The sequence below is a fragment of the Cupriavidus sp. 22TCCZM04-2 genome (assembly GCF_057798895.1).
This window is the reverse complement of record NZ_JBYOJS010000018.1, coordinates 77,893-92,521: the sequence shown is the minus strand read 5'-3', so window position 1 is coordinate 92,521 and position 14,629 is coordinate 77,893. Positions and strand designations below refer to the sequence as shown.

Genomic DNA, 14,629 nt, shown 5'->3' with positions numbered 1-14,629 from the left:
CATATGCTCAGCGATACCGAATTCCGGCAACGTGTCAGGCAGATGCTGGCGGACGTCCCCATCGACGCGCGCCGCGCATGGAGCCAGGCGGAACTCACCACGTGGTGGAACACGGTCTGCATCCAGGACGATGCCCTGGCCGCATGGCGGCCGGCCGGCGACGAATTGCCCACGGCCGTGCTCTGGCGTCTTTGCAACGACCTGGTCGGGCCACACGCGGTGGAAGGGCCCTAGCGTCCGGTGGAGGCGCGCGGCGGCAACTGCCACGCCGCGGGCACCTTGGCCCGGCTCGCGTAGTCGCCATGCGCCAGCACGAACAGGATCGCGAGGATCGCCACCGGCACCGCGCAGGCAATCCGCAGCAGCACGCTGGCGCGGGCCAAGTGCATGAAGAAAATGGCGACCAGCACGGCCTTGATCGCGGCGATGCCGAGGTTGATCACGAGATTCCACGGACCGAGGCGAAGAAAGGCCGTGCCGACGGTGATGGCCAGAAGCCCCATCAGGCTCGCCCAGACAACGAGCTGGTGGCGCGTTTCGGGTTGCTTCGTGCGATGGCTGGCGGACTTCATGGGCCACTCCTTCCCGGCAGGTAGAGCAGCGGAAACAGGAACAGCCAGACCATGTCGACAAAGTGCCAGTACAGGCCGACGATCTCGACGCGCCCCGGATCGGCCGCCAGCGGCCGGCGCTGCTGCATCGCCAGCGCGAAGGTCACCACCAGGCCGATGCCGATGCACAGGTGGATGGCGTGCAGGCCCGTCATGGCGTAGTAGAGCAGGCGGAACATCTGCCCGGTCGGGCCGCCCGCGCCGGAAGCATTGGCCGGGACAAAACCGCCGGCGATGTCTGTCGCGTACTCCCACGACTTGATGACCAGGAAGGCCAGTCCGAGTGCCGCCGTGGCCCACAGGCAGCGCACGGCGGCGCGCTGGCGACCGTCCCGCGCGGCCGACACCGCCATCGCCATGACGAGGCTGCTGGTCATCAGGACGAACGTATTCAGCGTGCCGGGCAGCAGCTCGGTGTGCCGCGCGGCCAGCGCGAGCGAGGCCGGGTCGGTCGAGCGGACGAAGTAGTAGCCGACGAAGAGCGGGCCGAAGAACATCAGCTCGGTGCCCAGGAAGACCCACATGCCGAGCCGCGCCGCCACCGCCTGCTGGCCGGTGCTGTCGAACTGGAACGGCGGGGCCCTCATTGCGGCGTCTCCTTGCCCGAGACCGGGTCGTAGAGGTAGGCGTCGCACTGCACCTTCGGCAGCTGCGTGAAGTTGCGTGTCGGCGGCGGCGAGGTGGTCTGCCATTCGAGCCCGGTGGCCTGCCACGGGTTGGCCGGCGCCCGCTCGGCGCGGAACAGCGAATGGATCAGGTAGACCAGCGGCATCAGGTAGCCGATCGCCAGGATCGACCCGCCCGCGGACGACAGGATATTGAGCACCTGGAACTCGGGCGGATAGGCGTGATAGCGGCGCGGCATGCCCTCGAAGCCAAGCAGGAATTGCGGGAAGAAGGTCAGGTTGAAGCCGAAAAAGATGACCACCGCCGCGACGCGTGCCCAGGTCTCGGGATAGCGGCGGCCCGTCATCTTGGGCCACCAGAAATGCAGGCCGCCAAGATAGGCCATGACCGAGCCCCCGACCATGATGTAGTGGAAATGCGCGATCACGAAGTAGGTGTCGGTCAGGTGGACGTCGAGCGCGAGTGCGGCCAGGACCAGCCCCGTGAGCCCGCCGATGGTGAAGAGCCCGACAAAGCCCAGCGCATACAGCATCGGCGCGGACAGGCGGATGCTGCCCTTGTACAGCGTGGCGGTCCAGTTGAAGACCTTGATGGCCGAAGGTATGGCCACCAGGAAGCTCAGCAGCGAGAAGGTCACGCTGGCGCGGTACGACTGGCCGCTCACGAACATGTGGTGGCCCCACACCAGGAACCCGAGGCTGGCAATGCCGACGATCGCCCACACCATGGCGCGGTAGCCGAATACCGGGCGCCGCGCGAAACACGGGATGATCTCGCTGGCCACCCCCATCGCGGGCAGGATCATGATGTACACGGCCGGGTGCGAGTAGAACCAGAACAGGTGCTGGAACAGCAGCGGGTCGCCGCCCAGCGCCGGGTCGAAGATGCCGATGTGGGCCAGCCGCTCCAGCGCCACCAGGCACAGCGTCATGGCCAGCACCGGCGTGGCCAGCACCAGGATCAGGCTGGTGCCGTAGGCCGCCCAGACGAACAGCGGCAGGCGCAGCCACGTCATGCCGGGCGCGCGCAGCGTATGCACGGTGACGATGATATTGAGCCCGGTCAGGATCGACGAAAAGCCGGTGACGAACACGCCGGCCAGGGTCAGCACCACGTGACTGTTCGAGAACATGGTCGAGTACGGCGTGTAGAAGGTCCAGCCGGTATCGACGCCGCCGGCGATCATCGCGCCAAGCGTCAGCAGGCCGCCGGCCACGTACAGGTACCAGCTCGCCAGGTTCAGCCGCGGAAATGCCATGTCGCGCGCGCCGATCATCAGCGGCACCAGGAAGTTGCCCAGCACCGAAGGAATCGACGGGATCAGGAACAGCCAGACCATGATCACGCCATGCGCGGTGAACAGGCGGTTATAGGTGTCGGCCTCCATCAGGTGGCCCTGCGGCGTGACCAGGTTCAGCCGGATCAGCGTGGCGGCGGCGCCGCCGATGAAGAAGAACAGCGTGATCGAGGCCATGTACAGCCACGCAATGCGCTTGTGGTCCGTCGAGCCGAGCCAGGACCCGAGCGAGAATCCGTCGCCCAGGTAATCGGGTTCGGCCACGGTGCTGGCGCGTTCAGCGACCTGGGCTTCCATTGGCGGCTCCTGAGGTGCGCAGGTATTCGATGATGGCGACTATGTCTTCCTCGTCGATCTGGCCCTGGTAGGTGGGCATGATGGGCGCATAGCCGGCGACGATGTCCTTGCGCGGGGTCAGCATCGCGTCGCGCACATAGGCCGCGTCGGCGGTCACGGTGCGGCCGTCCTGCAGCGTGACCGTGCTGCCCATCAGGTGTTCCAGGCGCGGCGCCTGCACCGTCGCGCCGGCGTCATGGCAGGCGGCACAGCCCAGGCGCTGGAACAGCGCACGGCCGCGCGCCGCCGTGGTTTCCGGGCCCACGTCCGTATCGAGCCAGCGCGCGAACTCGGCGGGCGGCATCACCACGATGCGCCCCTGCATGGCGGCATGGTCGGTGCCGCAGTATTCGGCGCAGAACAGCCGGTACACGCCCGCGCGCGTGGCGGTGAAGCGCAGCGTGGTGTAGCGGCCCGGCACCACGTCCTGCTTGATGCGGAATGCCGGCACATAGAAGCTGTGGATCACGTCCTGCGAAGTCATCGTCAGCTGGACGGCCTGGCCCAGCGGGACGTGCAGTTCATTGATCTCGCGCTTGCCGTTGGCGTGTTCCAGCTTCCACATCCACTGGCGCGCCACGACGGTGACGGGCAGCGCGCCCGCGCTCTCGCGCGCGAGCAGGGTGTAGTCATGCGCGCCCCAGGCGAAGATGCCAAGGAAGATCAGCAGCGGGATCGCGGTCCAGGCAATCTCCAGCGGCTTGTTCGACAGCGGTGGATGGCTGCGGTCCGCCGCACGGCGCTCGTGGTAGCGGATCACGGACCTGGCGATCAGCACGAGCACCGCCAGCGCGACCACGGCCAGCAGCGCGGTCAGCGACAGCATCAGGGTGTCATAGCGTCCGGCCGCCAGCGACGCGCTCTCGGGCAGCAGGTGGAAGCTGCTATTCATGATGGACGCCGCCGTTTGTGCCACAGCCTGTGCCACAGCCACCAGCCGGCCAGCGTGGCGAACGTGCCCAGGAACAGCACGCGGATGCCATCGAGGATGGTCACCGTGTAGCGTCCCGTACGCGGGTCGAAGTGGACGCAGCGCATCAGCCATTGCCGGGTGGGGGAGCCGACCTTGCCGGCCGATGCCTGCTCGATGGCGCGGCGCAGCGCCGTCGCATCGAACCGCACGCCATCGAAGGCCTGGACAATGCGGCCGTCCGTCGTCAGCACGACGAAGCCGGCCGGATGCGCGATCTCGCCGGAACCGGCAACCCGCGACGCGCGCAGGCCGATGGCCTGCATCAGCGCGCCGATTGCCGCGGCGTCGCCGGTCAGCATATGCAGGTTGCCGCCGGATGCCGCGACCAGCGCGCCATAGCTCTGCTTCTTCGCGGCCGCCACGGACGCGGTTTCGCCGCTGTCGATGCTGAACGCCACCACGCGCCACGCACCGCGCGGCAGGCGGGCCTGCGCCAGCGATTCGAGCACGCCATCCATGACGGTGCTGCACAGGTTGGCGCAGTGGTAGTAGCCGGGTACCAGAATCACCGGCCGATCCCGGGACAGATCGCGCAGGCGCGCCGGTGCGCCGTCGTCGTCGCGGAAGACGAGTTCGAGCGGCACCTGCCGGCCCGGGACGGGCGCGAACGCCATGTCGGGCGGCGCCGGCAGCGCAAGCGGGCCGGCCTGCGCGCACAGCGCGAGGCAGGCGGCCGGGATCATGCCGAGCCAGGGCCGTGTCATGGCGCAGGCTCCGCCGGAGGCGCGACCATCAGTGCCATGGCCCGCTCCACGGGGATATGCGCTATGCCCGCGCGCTGGTCCACCCAGCCCCAGCCGTTGAGCACGCTTTGCTTTTCCGCGTCGTAGCGCTCGCGTTCGGTTTGCGGCGCGCTTTGCGACAGCGGCAGCGTGGCCTCCGGCGTGGTCGGTGCGGGCGCGTTGAGCCGACCCACGGGATTCAGGCGGCGTTCGTAGATCCGGCCCAGCAGGAGCGCCAGCGCAGTCGAGACCAGCAGCACCGCCGCGCCGGCCAGCACGGCACGCAGGCTCACGTGGCGGGCCTGGCGGACGCGGCTCATGTCTGGCCTCCCGCGCCGGTCGAGGGCAATACCAGCCAGAGTGCGTTCAACGCATGCATGACGAGCAGCGATGCCGCCACCGTGGCCAGCATCGCCGGCGAGCGCTTCAGGCGCCGCGACAGCAACGCCAGCATCGGCAGCGCGAAATGGCCGAGCGCCAGCGCCCACGCGAGCACGGGCCACAAGCCATGGCGGCGCACCAGGTACCAGGCGGTCTCATGGGGGAGATCCTCCGCCCAGATGATCAGGTACTGCGTGAACGCCAGGTAGGCCCAGGTGATGACGGCTGTCAGCAGCAGGTTGCCCAGATCCTGAAGCACCTGCGGCGCGGTCCCGTGCCGCGCGGCCAGCCAGGTGCCGAAGGCCAGGCCGGCGCAGGCTTGCCCGGTGGCCAGCAGCAGGCCGAAGACGCTCGAATACCAGAGCGGCATCAGCGACATGATCCAGTCGACCGCCGCGATGCTCACCGTGATGCCATAGATGATCAGCGCCACCGCGGCGAACCGTGCCGAGCGCGTCCAGCGCGCGGAGCGGCTCATCGCCGCCAGCACGATCCAGGTCGCGAGCACGGCCACGCCGCGCAGCACGAAGCCCAGCGGTGTCAGCCACATCGACTTGAAGCCGGCGTCGCCGGGGGCGATTTCGCGCGGCCAGCGGTGGACGCCCAGCGCGGCGTCGGCGGCCCACGGATACAGGAAGGCCGTGCCGGCCAGCACGGGCACGAACAGCAGCGCCAGCAGCCAGGTATGGCGCGCGAGTTCCAGCAGCGGCGCGCGCAGCGCCTCGCCCCAGGCGCCGCCGCTGAGGTTGTGGATCCATACCATGGCCAGCCCGCCCAGCACGATGCCGATGCAGCACCACCATGCGCAGAGGTACAGGGCCAGGATCGTCGCGACGACGTGCGCGCTCATGGTTGCACTCCGTTGTCCAGGTGCCGCAGGTCGTCGGCCGTCAGGCGCGCGGCAGACGCATGCTGGCTCAACTGCAGGGCCCGGATGTACGCCACCACGGCGCGCCGGTCTGCCGGCGGCAACTGCGCGGCATAAGGCGCCATCGGGCCGCTGCCATGGGTGATCGCGTCGTACAGCCGCGCGTCGGTGGCGCTGCGCAGCGCGTCGCTGTGGAACGACGGCGGATGCGGGAAGCCGCGCCGGACCACCATGCCGTCCCCGTCGCCGGTCGGGCTATGGCACGGCGCGCAATGGATCTCGTAGCGCGAGCGCCCGCGCTGCAACTGCTGCAGCGTGAGCGGCGCGCGATTCTCCGCGCCGGGCCAGTCCTGGTCCCGTCCGCTCGACATGGCGGCGAACGGGCCGCCGGGCACCGGTACCGAGTGGTCGGGACGCGGGCGCGCGGAGGTGCCATCGGCGAAGCGGTCGCTGCGGGCGAACGGCTTGTACTTGGGCTGGTCATACATGTCCTGGCGGGCGCGTTCGCAAGCGCCGAGAGCGGCAAGCATGCACGTGGCGGCGACGTAGCGGAGCAGGCGCAGCGGCATCATTGAGGCACCTCGCTCACGCGCAGCGGCGCGGTTGCGGCCAGCAGCTCGCGGGCCGCCGTGGCCTGCGCCGCTTCCGGACGGATGCAAAGGAAAAAGCGGTACCGCGACGCCTGTTCGAAATCGGGCGCGTCGAACAGCGGATGCCGCAGCCGGGGCAGCCGGTTCGCCACCAGCATGCCGATCACCGTGGCCAGCGCCGCGCCCAGTATCGTCAGCGAGAATGTCACGGGCACGAACATCTGCCAGCTTCCGGTCGGGCGGCCGCCGATATTGATCGGGTAGTCGACCACCGCGGCATACCACTGCAGCAGAAACCCCCCCAGCCCGCCGCCGAGCCCGCCCAGCAAGGCGATCAGTGGCATGCGGTCGGTCGCCATGCCGATGGCTTGCGCCAGCCCTTCGACCGGATACGGCGTGAAGGCCTCCAGGCGCGTGAAGCCCGCCGCACGCGCGCGTTGCGCCGCGGCGAGCAGGGCGGCGCCGGTGCGGTATTCGGCCAGTACGCCGTATTGGTTCATGGACGCTCCTTTACGCTGGCAAGGACCAGCTCGCGCATCTCGGCGATCGAAATCACCGGCAGGCAGCGGATAAAGACCAGGAACAGCCAGGCGAACATCGCGATGGAACCCGCCAGCATGATCCAGTCCCACCAGGTCGGATAGAACATGCCCCACGACGATGGCAGGAAATCGCGGTGCAGGCTCGATACCACGATCAGGAACCGCTCCATCCACATGCCCGTGTTGATGACCAGGCTCAGCACGAACAGCGCGAGCGGGCTGTGCCGCACGCGGCGCCACCACAGGCACTGCGGCGCGAGCACATTGCAGGTCATCATCGCCCAGTAGACCGGCGCGTACGGGCCGGTCCAGCGGTTCTCGAACAGGAACATCTCGTAGCGGTCGCCGCTGTAGAACGCAGTAAAGATTTCGCTGGCGTAGCCATAGGCGACGATCAGGCTCACGGTCAACATGATCTTGGCCGCGTTGGCGAGGTGCCGCGTGGTGATGAAGTCCTCCAGCCCGTACATGCGCCGCAGCGGGATGGCGATGGTCAGCACCATGGCGAAGCCCGAGAACAGCGCGCCGGCGACGAAATACGGCGGAAAGATCGTCGAGTGGTAGCCCGGGGTGTTGCCGATGGCGAAGTCCAGCGACACGATCGAATGCACGGCGATCACCAGCGGCGTCGCCAGCCCGGCCAGCAGCAGGTAGGCGCTTTCGTAGCGCGCCCAGTGGCGCGCGTCGCCGCGCCAGCCCAAGGCCAGCACGGCATAGGCCTGGGCCGTGCGCCGCCGGCCGCGCAGGCATGCGCGGTCGCGCAGCGTGGCCAGGTCCGGGATCAGGCCGACATACCAGAACAGCAGCGAGACGATCAGGTAGGTGCCGATCGCGAACAGGTCCCACACCAGCGGGCTGCGCCATTGCGGCCAGACGTCCATGACGTCGGGGTAGGGCACCAGCCAGTAGAAGAACCACGGCCGGCCCAGGTGCAGGATCGGGAACAGGCCGGCGATGGCGGCGGCAAACAGCGTCATGGCTTCGGCGAAGCGGTTCACCGAGGTGCGCCACTGCTGCCTGAGCAGCAGCAGGAACGCCGAGATGAAGGTCCCCGCGTGGCCGATCCCGATCCACCAGACAAAGTTGCCGATGGCAAAGCCCCATGCCACCGGAATATCGACGCCCCAGGTGCCCACGCCTTTCACGAACAGCCATGCCGTCGCGCCGATGAAGATCGTCATCCCGGCAAAGGTCAGCAGGAACGCGCCGAGCCACGGCCACCGCACCGGCCGCTCCAGCACAAGGCCGGCGATCTTGTCGGACACGCTGGCATAGCCCCAGCCCGGCCGCAGCACGCCGATGTCCTTCGAAACGGGCGGCGCTTCAGAGGGGGACGTGGCGGAGCGGTCGGTCATGTTCAGGCCAGCGCATCGTCGGGGTTGGTCACCAGCGCCGCATAGCTTGTGCGCGGCCGGGTGTTCAGTTCGGCCAGCAGGTCGAAGTTGCGCGGCCCGCGCTTGAGCTGGCTGACCACGCTGTCGGGATCATTGAGGTTGCCGAACGCGATCACCCGGGTCGGGCAGGCAGCCTGGCACGCGGTCACCACGTCACCGTCGCGCAGCGGCTGGCCGAGCTTCTCGGCCTCCAGCCGCGCGCGCGTGATGCGCTGCAGGCAATACGTGCATTTCTCCATCACGCCCCGGCGGCGCACGGTGACCTCGGGGTTGTAGGCCGGCGGCGGCCGGTCGTCGCCCTGATTGCTGTATTGCAGGAAGTTGAAGCGCCGCACCTTGTACGGGCAGTTGTTCGAGCAGAAGCGCGTGCCGACGCAGCGGTTGTAGACCTGCACGTTGAGGCCGGCGCTGTCGTGCACCGTCGCGCCGACGGGGCAGACCAGCTCGCACGGCGCGTCCTCGCAATGCATGCACGGGACGGGCTGGAACACGCTGCGCGCGGCGCGGCCAGCGGGGTCGTGCGCATCGTCGTAGCGGTCGACGCGGATCCAGTGCATGACGCGGCCGCGCATGACCTGGTCCTTGCCGACCACGGGGATATTGTTCTCGGCCTGGCAGGCGATGGTGCAGCCATTGCAGCCGATGCAGGCGTTGAGGTCCACGGTCATGCCCCAGCGTTCGGCCGGATACGGCCAGCGCGGATAGAGCGATGGCGCCGCCGGCGTGGCCTGGGCGAAGCGGGGATCGCGGCGATAGGCATCCACGGTGGCGAGCGGGGCGACCTCGCGCCCCGCCATTGAGGTTTGCGTCTGGACCAGCGCGAACGCATGGCGCTGTCCGGTGGCTTCGACGGCGATCTCGTGCGGGCCGTGGACGGTACGCAGTGCATACGCATCAAAGCCCACCCCATTGCCGACGCGTCCGGCATGACGACGGCCGTAGCCCAGCGGCAGCGTCATGACGCCTTCCGCGTGGCGGGGCATCACCCACACCGGCGCCTCGGTCGGGTGGCCTTGTCCATCCACGCGATGGATCGCGACCACGTCGCCGGTGGACAGGTGCCGGGCGCGTGCCGTGAGCGGCCCGATCAGTGCGGCGTTCTCCCAGGTGTGCCGCGTCAGTGCGCGGGGCAGTTCCTGCAGCCACGCGTTGTTGGCCAGCTCGCCGGCATCGGTGGCGGGATCGGGCATGAAGCGCGCGACCAGCGCGGGCGCCGCGAACGGCGGCGCAGGGATAGGCTGGCGCATGTCGGCCGTTGCGACCGGTGCGGCCGTGCCGGGGATGACGCCGGTACGCAATGCCTGCTCCCAGAACGCTTCGAAGTCGGTGGACTGGTGCGTGCGCCAGAACGCGCGTACTAGGTCGTAGCCCGACTGGCGTGCGCCGATGGTGGCCGACAGCAGTTCGTGCGCGGAGCGGCCGTCATTGAGCGGCGCAATCACGGGCTGGACGATCGACGCGGTGCCGTCCCAGGCGCGCACGTCGCTCCAGCGCTCCAGGTCATGGGCCATGGGCGCATGCCAGGTGGCCAGCCGCGCCGTTTCATCGCGATAGAGGCCCATGTGCGCCGACCACGGTACGTGTGCGAGTGCCGCGTTGAAGCCGGTATCGCAGGGCGCGTCATAGGCGGGATTGGCGTCGATCACGAGCAGCGCGGAGACAGCGCCGGCCCGCATGGCGTCGGTCAGTGCGCCGATCGAATGCGCGTCGCCTTGCGGCCGCCTTGGCGTGCCGGTGATCGCGCGCACCGATTTGCCGAGATTGCCCAGCCGGGCGTTGAGTCGCCAGACCAGCGCCCGTGTCGGGGCGGACACGTTGTCGCCGACCATCAGGAGCGAGCTGCCCGGTGGTGCTTCTTCGAGCCGCCGGGCCAGCACGGCGAGCCAGTGTCGCGCGGCTTCGGACGCGGGCTCCGGCGTGTCCGCCGCAACGCCGACTCCGAGCCTGCGCGCGAGCGACCAGGCCAGCCGTTCGATCTCATGCGGCGGCAGCGCCAGCCGGTTGTCGGCGATTTCGCCGGTCAGTGTCGGCGACGACTCGATCGCATAGAGCCGGCGTGCCAGCGGGGGCGCTACGCCGCGGCGGTCCGCCATCAGGTCGTGCGCCACGCGCACGGCGGCCGGGCCGTGGCCGATCAGGTCGGCATCCAGTGTCACGATGGTCGTGGCGGGGGCGGGATCGATCACGAGATCGATGTTGTCGCCGAACGCCAGGCGGATCGCCGCATCGTCGCCATGGAGCGGGTCATGCACGTGCCAGCTGGCCTTCGGATAGCGCTCGAGCCATCTTGCAATCTGCGCGGCCAGTGTCGGCGAGCCCACGTTGCCGGTCAGCAGCCGCAGGCCTTTCCCGCCGTTGTCGCGCCACTGGGCGCCCTGTGTGGCCAGCGCCGCGTCGAACGCGGCCCAGCTCGTCAGCGCGGTGCCGCGATACGGTGCCTGGCTGCGGTCGGGATCCCAGAGCTGCAGCACGGCGGCCTGGTCGAACGGATGCGTGGCGCCGAGGCTGGCGGGATGGCGCGGATTGCCCTCGATCTTGGTCGGGCGGCCCATATTGGTTTCGACGAGCACACCGGTGCCGTAGCCGTGGCGCGTGAGCGCGGTGGCATAGAAGAGCGGCCTGCCGGGCACGATGCCTTCGGGCATCTGCACATAGGGCACGATGGTTTCGGCTGGCGGCCCGCTGCATGCGGCGCCGGCCAGCGCGGCGGAAGCCGCCATCGTCGTGCGCAGGAAGTGGCGGCGCGAGGGGCTGCGCGGCGCATCGGCCGGTTCCTGCACGGGGACGATCGGAATCACGGGGGCGCGTTTCATCGATGACAGGTGGAACAATCGGTGAGTCGTCGCGTGTCCTGCAGGTGATACATCTTATGCAGCATGGCCATGTCATCGGCGGAAAGCGGGGCGCGTTCGCGCATCGTGACGATATCGGCGGGGGCATGCAGATGGCGGACGGGGTCGCGGTGGCAGGCGAGGCACCATTGCATGTCGAGCGGTGCCACGCGGCGCGTCAGCGGCATCTGGTCCACGCGTCCGTGGCATTCCTGGCAGGCAACGCCCTTGGCGACGTGGATGCTGTGGTCGAAGTAGACGAAGTCGGGCAGGTCATGCACGCGTGTCCAGGCCAGCGGGCGGTTTTGCCGCAGGCTGTCGTGCAGCGGCGCGAGCATCGGCGCGTCGCGGAACAGCACGCTGTGGCAGGTCAGGCATACGCTGGTGGCCGGCATGCCCGCGAAGGCCGACGTTTCCACCGACGCATGGCAGTAGCGGCAATCGATGCCGTCATCGGAAACGTGATGCTTGTGGCTGAAGGGGATGGGCTGCGCGACGGGTTCCTGCATTTCGATCTGCGGCGCCATGGACCAGCGGGCCATCCCGAGGGCTGCGGCGACAAGCACTACCGCGCCAAGGCCCAGCAGCTTGAGGACAAGCAGCTCCGAGCGCGTGAAGGTTTGCGCCATGGCGTTCTTCTTTGTGGCAAAACGATTGTTTGTTGCAAGGGGGATGCCAAGGGGTGGGTTTGGGGGGGTGGGGGGCTTTATGGCAATGACTGAGTTGTCGTTCTTGACAGACGTGGCTGTTTCGCCGGCGTAGCCGGCGACCTACTTTTGTCCGAGCGACAAAAGTAGGCAAAAACGCGTCTTCGCGGTCGACGAACGGCTCAATGGGTAAAGACGGTACAGGGCATAGCCACACTGCCTGCCGCGTAGATGATCAGGATAGACACGTCAGATGAACGACCCCGGATTACTTGGTGGCTCCTGCTAACCGCGCCATCGGTAGGACGCCTACGGCTGCGCTGCGCGCACTCAGTGAAAACCGAGGGAAGAGAAGGGAAGAGAAGAGACAGAAGCACCAGCCTCTGCGCCGTTGATGTCGTCCCGCCTGCCGACTAGTGAGCCGCGCAGCAGCCGAAGGCGATGATGCGATAACGGTGGCAGTGTCGGGCCACGGACAGTTTCGGGGCTCGTTCAATCATTGCTGGAGAGCCTGCATACGGACGTGCTCCACGCGGCAGGCAGCCGGGCAGACTCTGAAGCGAATACCCGTACAACACCCTCGGCACGCTACGATCAATATTCGTCCGCTAGGACAAGTCAACGCGTTTTTTGGTTACTTTTTGTCGCTCGGACAAAAAGTGACTCGCCGGCTACGCCGGCGGAACAGCGGCGTTTGCCAAGAGCGCCAACCCAGTCATAACCAGAGCCCGCCGCAGTTCAAGTATGTAGCCTTTACCTCCGCATTCCCGATTTTCCAGAGCCGCCGGCAATATTCACCGGCGGCGAAACCACCCAGCCCATTCCCCATCCCAACCCATCCCAAAGTGCCCCCGGCGCTATACTGGCAACCTCCCTTCAGGAGGACGACCGATTGCCCGATCCCGATCTCTCCAGGCTGAAAATCGACCGCGGCCCGCACGCCGCCGCGCCGCGCAGGCGCCGGTGGCTGCCCATCATCGTTGGCGCCGTTTTGCTGGCAATCGCAGCCGCCTTGGCCTACAAGCTGGCTGGCCCCACGGCGGTGGAAACCGTGACGGTTTCCACCGCCTACCCCTCCCAGAACTACACCCTCCTCAATGCCACCGGCTACGTCGTGCCCCAGCGCAAGGCGGCCGTGGCGTCCAAGGCGCAAGGCCGGCTCGAATGGCTGGGGGTGCTGGAAGGGTCGCACGTGAAGAAGGACGAGATCATTGCGCGTATCGAAAGCCGCGACGTGGGAGCCACCCTTGCGCAGGCGACAGCCCAGGTGAAGGTCGCCCAGGCCAACCTGGACCTGCAAATCGCCGAGCTTCGCGATGCCGAGGTGAACCTGCGCCGCTCCGAACAACTGCTCGGTCCAAAGGCCATCTCCGCCCAGCAATATGACGCCGACCTGGCCCGCTTCAGGAAGGCCCAGGCATCGGTGGCGAATTCGCGCGCCGCGATCGTCTCCGCACAGGCCAATGCCCAGGCCGCCCAGGTAGGGGTCGACCAGACTGTCATCCGGGCACCGTTCGACGGCGTGGTGCTGGTCAAGCATGCCAACGTCGGCGACAACATCACGCCGTTCTCGTCGGCATCCGATACCAAGGGCGCCGTGGTGACCATTGCCGACATGGATACCCTGGAAGTCGAAGCCGATGTCGCGGAATCCAATATCGCGAAGATCCGCCCAGACCAGCCTTGCCTGCTGCAACTCGATGCGCTGCCAGACGTTCGCTTCGCAGGCCAAGTGTCACGCATCGTGCCGACGGTGGACCGTTCGAAGGCAACCGTGCTGGTCAAGGTCCGCTTTGTCGATCGCGACCCGCGCGTGCTGCCCGATATGAGCGCCAAGATCGCGTTCCTGTCCAAACCGCTCGCAGGTCAGGACCGCAAGCCCGTGGTGGCCGTGCAGCCCACCGCCATCGCCACGCGCGATGGACGCAAGGTGGTGTTCGTGGTGCGCGATGGCAAGGCGCACGAGACGGCGGTGACGGCCGGCGAACGGATCGGCGAACTGGTGGCCGTCGGCGGCGTGGCCGCCGGCGCTACGGTGGTGCTCTCGCCCGGCGACAAGCTGCGCGACGGCGCCCGCGTGACGGCAGCGAAGAAGTAACGTGGAGACCGCCCCGCTCGTCCGCATCCGCCATGTCGCCAAGTCATACCGGCGCGGCATGCAGACCGTGCCGGTCCTGACCGACATCACGCTCGATATTGCCGAGGGCGACTTCATTGCCCTGATGGGGCCGTCCGGCTCGGGCAAGAGCACGCTGCTGAACCTGATCGCGGGCATCGATCGACCGGACAGCGGCGAACTGCTCGTGGCAGGGCAGGACATCGCGCGCCTGGCCGAATCCGAACTCGCGGCGTGGCGCGCCGCCAACGTCGGCTTTATCTTCCAGTTCTACAACCTGATGCCGGTGCTCACCGCGTTCGAGAACGTCGAGTTGCCGCTGATGCTGACGCGCCTGTCGCGTGCCGAGCGGCGCGAGCGAGTGGACATGGTGCTCGGCATGGTGAACCTGTCGGACCGCATGGATCACTATCCGTCCGAGCTGTCCGGCGGGCAGCAGCAGCGCGTGGCCATCGCCCGCGCGCTGATCACCGACCCTGTGCTGATCGTGGCCGACGAACCGACCGGCGACCTCGACCGCAACGCCGCCGCGGATATCCTGGCCATGCTGCAGCGGCTCAACCGCGAAGCCGGCAAGACCATCATCATGGTCACGCACGACGCCCACGCCGCCAACGCGGCCCGGTCGATGGTGCACCTGGAAAAGGGGGAACTGAGCCATGGCAACAGCGCCTGACCGGCACTGACCGCGCGC

General features: G+C 68.0%; 15 protein-coding genes. 3 read left to right on the top strand and 12 right to left on the bottom strand.

Annotation, left to right across the window (positions count from 1 at the left end; translation table 11 throughout):
* Nucleotides 1-3: 3 nt before the first annotated feature.
* Nucleotides 4-234, top strand: a complete 231-nt coding sequence (locus tag AC3FKG_RS23410; RefSeq protein ID WP_483712355.1) for a hypothetical protein — start codon at nt 4-6, stop codon at nt 232-234.
* Here AC3FKG_RS23410 and AC3FKG_RS23405 read toward each other — a convergent pair.
* From AC3FKG_RS23405 to AC3FKG_RS23350, 12 genes are read right to left on the bottom strand one after another with little or no spacing between them, the layout of a single operon-like run.
* Entirely contained in the window at nt 231-572 is a 342-nt protein-coding gene (locus AC3FKG_RS23405; protein WP_488744266.1) for a cytochrome C oxidase subunit IV family protein, read from the bottom strand. The two genes, AC3FKG_RS23410 and AC3FKG_RS23405, sit on opposite strands and share 4 nt — an antisense overlap.
* Nucleotides 569-1,198 (bottom strand): cytochrome c oxidase subunit 3 family protein, encoded by a 630-nt coding sequence (locus AC3FKG_RS23400; RefSeq protein WP_488744265.1) that lies wholly within the window; start codon nt 1,196-1,198, stop codon nt 569-571. The genes AC3FKG_RS23405 and AC3FKG_RS23400 overlap by 4 nt, the downstream gene beginning before the upstream one ends.
* Nucleotides 1,195-2,832 carry a cytochrome c oxidase subunit I gene (gene ctaD, locus AC3FKG_RS23395; protein ID WP_488744264.1) on the bottom strand — a complete coding sequence of 546 codons (1,638 nt, stop codon included), beginning with the start codon at nt 2,830-2,832 and terminating at the stop codon, nt 1,195-1,197. The genes AC3FKG_RS23400 and ctaD overlap by 4 nt, the downstream gene beginning before the upstream one ends.
* Nucleotides 2,813-3,763, bottom strand: coding sequence for a cytochrome c oxidase subunit II (gene coxB, locus AC3FKG_RS23390; RefSeq protein ID WP_488744263.1), 951 nt, complete (start codon nt 3,761-3,763; stop codon nt 2,813-2,815). Before coxB ends, ctaD begins: the two co-directional genes overlap by 20 nt.
* Nucleotides 3,760-4,548: an SCO family protein gene (locus tag AC3FKG_RS23385; protein ID WP_488744262.1), complete on the bottom strand. Its 789-nt coding sequence runs from the start codon at nt 4,546-4,548 to the stop codon at nt 3,760-3,762. The genes coxB and AC3FKG_RS23385 overlap by 4 nt, the downstream gene beginning before the upstream one ends.
* Entirely contained in the window at nt 4,545-4,886 is a 342-nt protein-coding gene (locus tag AC3FKG_RS23380; protein WP_488744261.1) for a hypothetical protein, read from the bottom strand. Before AC3FKG_RS23380 ends, AC3FKG_RS23385 begins: the two co-directional genes overlap by 4 nt.
* Nucleotides 4,883-5,797: a hypothetical protein gene (locus AC3FKG_RS23375; protein ID WP_488744260.1), complete on the bottom strand. Its 915-nt coding sequence runs from the start codon at nt 5,795-5,797 to the stop codon at nt 4,883-4,885. The genes AC3FKG_RS23380 and AC3FKG_RS23375 overlap by 4 nt, the downstream gene beginning before the upstream one ends.
* A complete protein-coding gene (locus AC3FKG_RS23370) occupies nt 5,794-6,387 on the bottom strand; it encodes a c-type cytochrome (RefSeq protein WP_483712345.1) in 594 nt (197 codons plus the stop codon). The genes AC3FKG_RS23375 and AC3FKG_RS23370 overlap by 4 nt, the downstream gene beginning before the upstream one ends.
* On the bottom strand, nt 6,384-6,905 hold the full coding sequence (locus AC3FKG_RS23365; RefSeq protein ID WP_483712344.1) for a DUF3341 domain-containing protein: 522 nt from the start codon (nt 6,903-6,905) through the stop codon (nt 6,384-6,386). The genes AC3FKG_RS23370 and AC3FKG_RS23365 overlap by 4 nt, the downstream gene beginning before the upstream one ends.
* Entirely contained in the window at nt 6,902-8,302 is a 1,401-nt protein-coding gene (nrfD, locus tag AC3FKG_RS23360) for an NrfD/PsrC family molybdoenzyme membrane anchor subunit (RefSeq protein ID WP_488744259.1), read from the bottom strand. The genes AC3FKG_RS23365 and nrfD overlap by 4 nt, the downstream gene beginning before the upstream one ends.
* A 2-nt stretch (nt 8,303-8,304) precedes the next feature.
* Nucleotides 8,305-11,154 carry a 4Fe-4S dicluster domain-containing protein gene (locus AC3FKG_RS23355; RefSeq protein WP_488744258.1) on the bottom strand — a complete coding sequence of 950 codons (2,850 nt, stop codon included), beginning with the start codon at nt 11,152-11,154 and terminating at the stop codon, nt 8,305-8,307.
* Nucleotides 11,151-11,801 carry a cytochrome c3 family protein gene (locus tag AC3FKG_RS23350; RefSeq protein WP_488744257.1) on the bottom strand — a complete coding sequence of 217 codons (651 nt, stop codon included), beginning with the start codon at nt 11,799-11,801 and terminating at the stop codon, nt 11,151-11,153. Before AC3FKG_RS23350 ends, AC3FKG_RS23355 begins: the two co-directional genes overlap by 4 nt.
* 910 nt (nt 11,802-12,711) lie before the next feature.
* Between AC3FKG_RS23350 and AC3FKG_RS23345 the strand changes: the two genes are divergently transcribed.
* Together AC3FKG_RS23345 and AC3FKG_RS23340 are read left to right on the top strand one after the other, a co-directional pair.
* Nucleotides 12,712-13,917: an efflux RND transporter periplasmic adaptor subunit gene (locus tag AC3FKG_RS23345; protein ID WP_488744256.1), complete on the top strand. Its 1,206-nt coding sequence runs from the start codon at nt 12,712-12,714 to the stop codon at nt 13,915-13,917.
* 1 nt (nt 13,918) lies between these two features.
* On the top strand, nt 13,919-14,611 hold the full coding sequence (locus AC3FKG_RS23340; RefSeq protein WP_488744255.1) for an ABC transporter ATP-binding protein: 693 nt from the start codon (nt 13,919-13,921) through the stop codon (nt 14,609-14,611).
* The last annotated feature ends 18 nt before the right edge of the window (nt 14,612-14,629 follow it).

Coding starts and splice junctions, on each gene's coding strand:
- AC3FKG_RS23410 (WP_483712355.1), top strand. CDS start 4: ATGCTCAGCGATACCGAATTCCGGCAACGTGTCAGGCAGATGCTGGCG.
- AC3FKG_RS23405 (WP_488744266.1), bottom strand. CDS start 572: ATGAAGTCCGCCAGCCATCGCACGAAGCAACCCGAAACGCGCCACCAG.
- AC3FKG_RS23400 (WP_488744265.1), bottom strand. CDS start 1,198: ATGAGGGCCCCGCCGTTCCAGTTCGACAGCACCGGCCAGCAGGCGGTG.
- ctaD (WP_488744264.1), bottom strand. CDS start 2,832: ATGGAAGCCCAGGTCGCTGAACGCGCCAGCACCGTGGCCGAACCCGAT.
- coxB (WP_488744263.1), bottom strand. CDS start 3,763: ATGAATAGCAGCTTCCACCTGCTGCCCGAGAGCGCGTCGCTGGCGGCC.
- AC3FKG_RS23385 (WP_488744262.1), bottom strand. CDS start 4,548: ATGACACGGCCCTGGCTCGGCATGATCCCGGCCGCCTGCCTCGCGCTG.
- AC3FKG_RS23380 (WP_488744261.1), bottom strand. CDS start 4,886: ATGAGCCGCGTCCGCCAGGCCCGCCACGTGAGCCTGCGTGCCGTGCTG.
- AC3FKG_RS23375 (WP_488744260.1), bottom strand. CDS start 5,797: ATGAGCGCGCACGTCGTCGCGACGATCCTGGCCCTGTACCTCTGCGCA.
- AC3FKG_RS23370 (WP_483712345.1), bottom strand. CDS start 6,387: ATGATGCCGCTGCGCCTGCTCCGCTACGTCGCCGCCACGTGCATGCTT.
- AC3FKG_RS23365 (WP_483712344.1), bottom strand. CDS start 6,905: ATGAACCAATACGGCGTACTGGCCGAATACCGCACCGGCGCCGCCCTG.
- nrfD (WP_488744259.1), bottom strand. CDS start 8,302: ATGACCGACCGCTCCGCCACGTCCCCCTCTGAAGCGCCGCCCGTTTCG.
- AC3FKG_RS23355 (WP_488744258.1), bottom strand. CDS start 11,154: ATGAAACGCGCCCCCGTGATTCCGATCGTCCCCGTGCAGGAACCGGCC.
- AC3FKG_RS23350 (WP_488744257.1), bottom strand. CDS start 11,801: ATGGCGCAAACCTTCACGCGCTCGGAGCTGCTTGTCCTCAAGCTGCTG.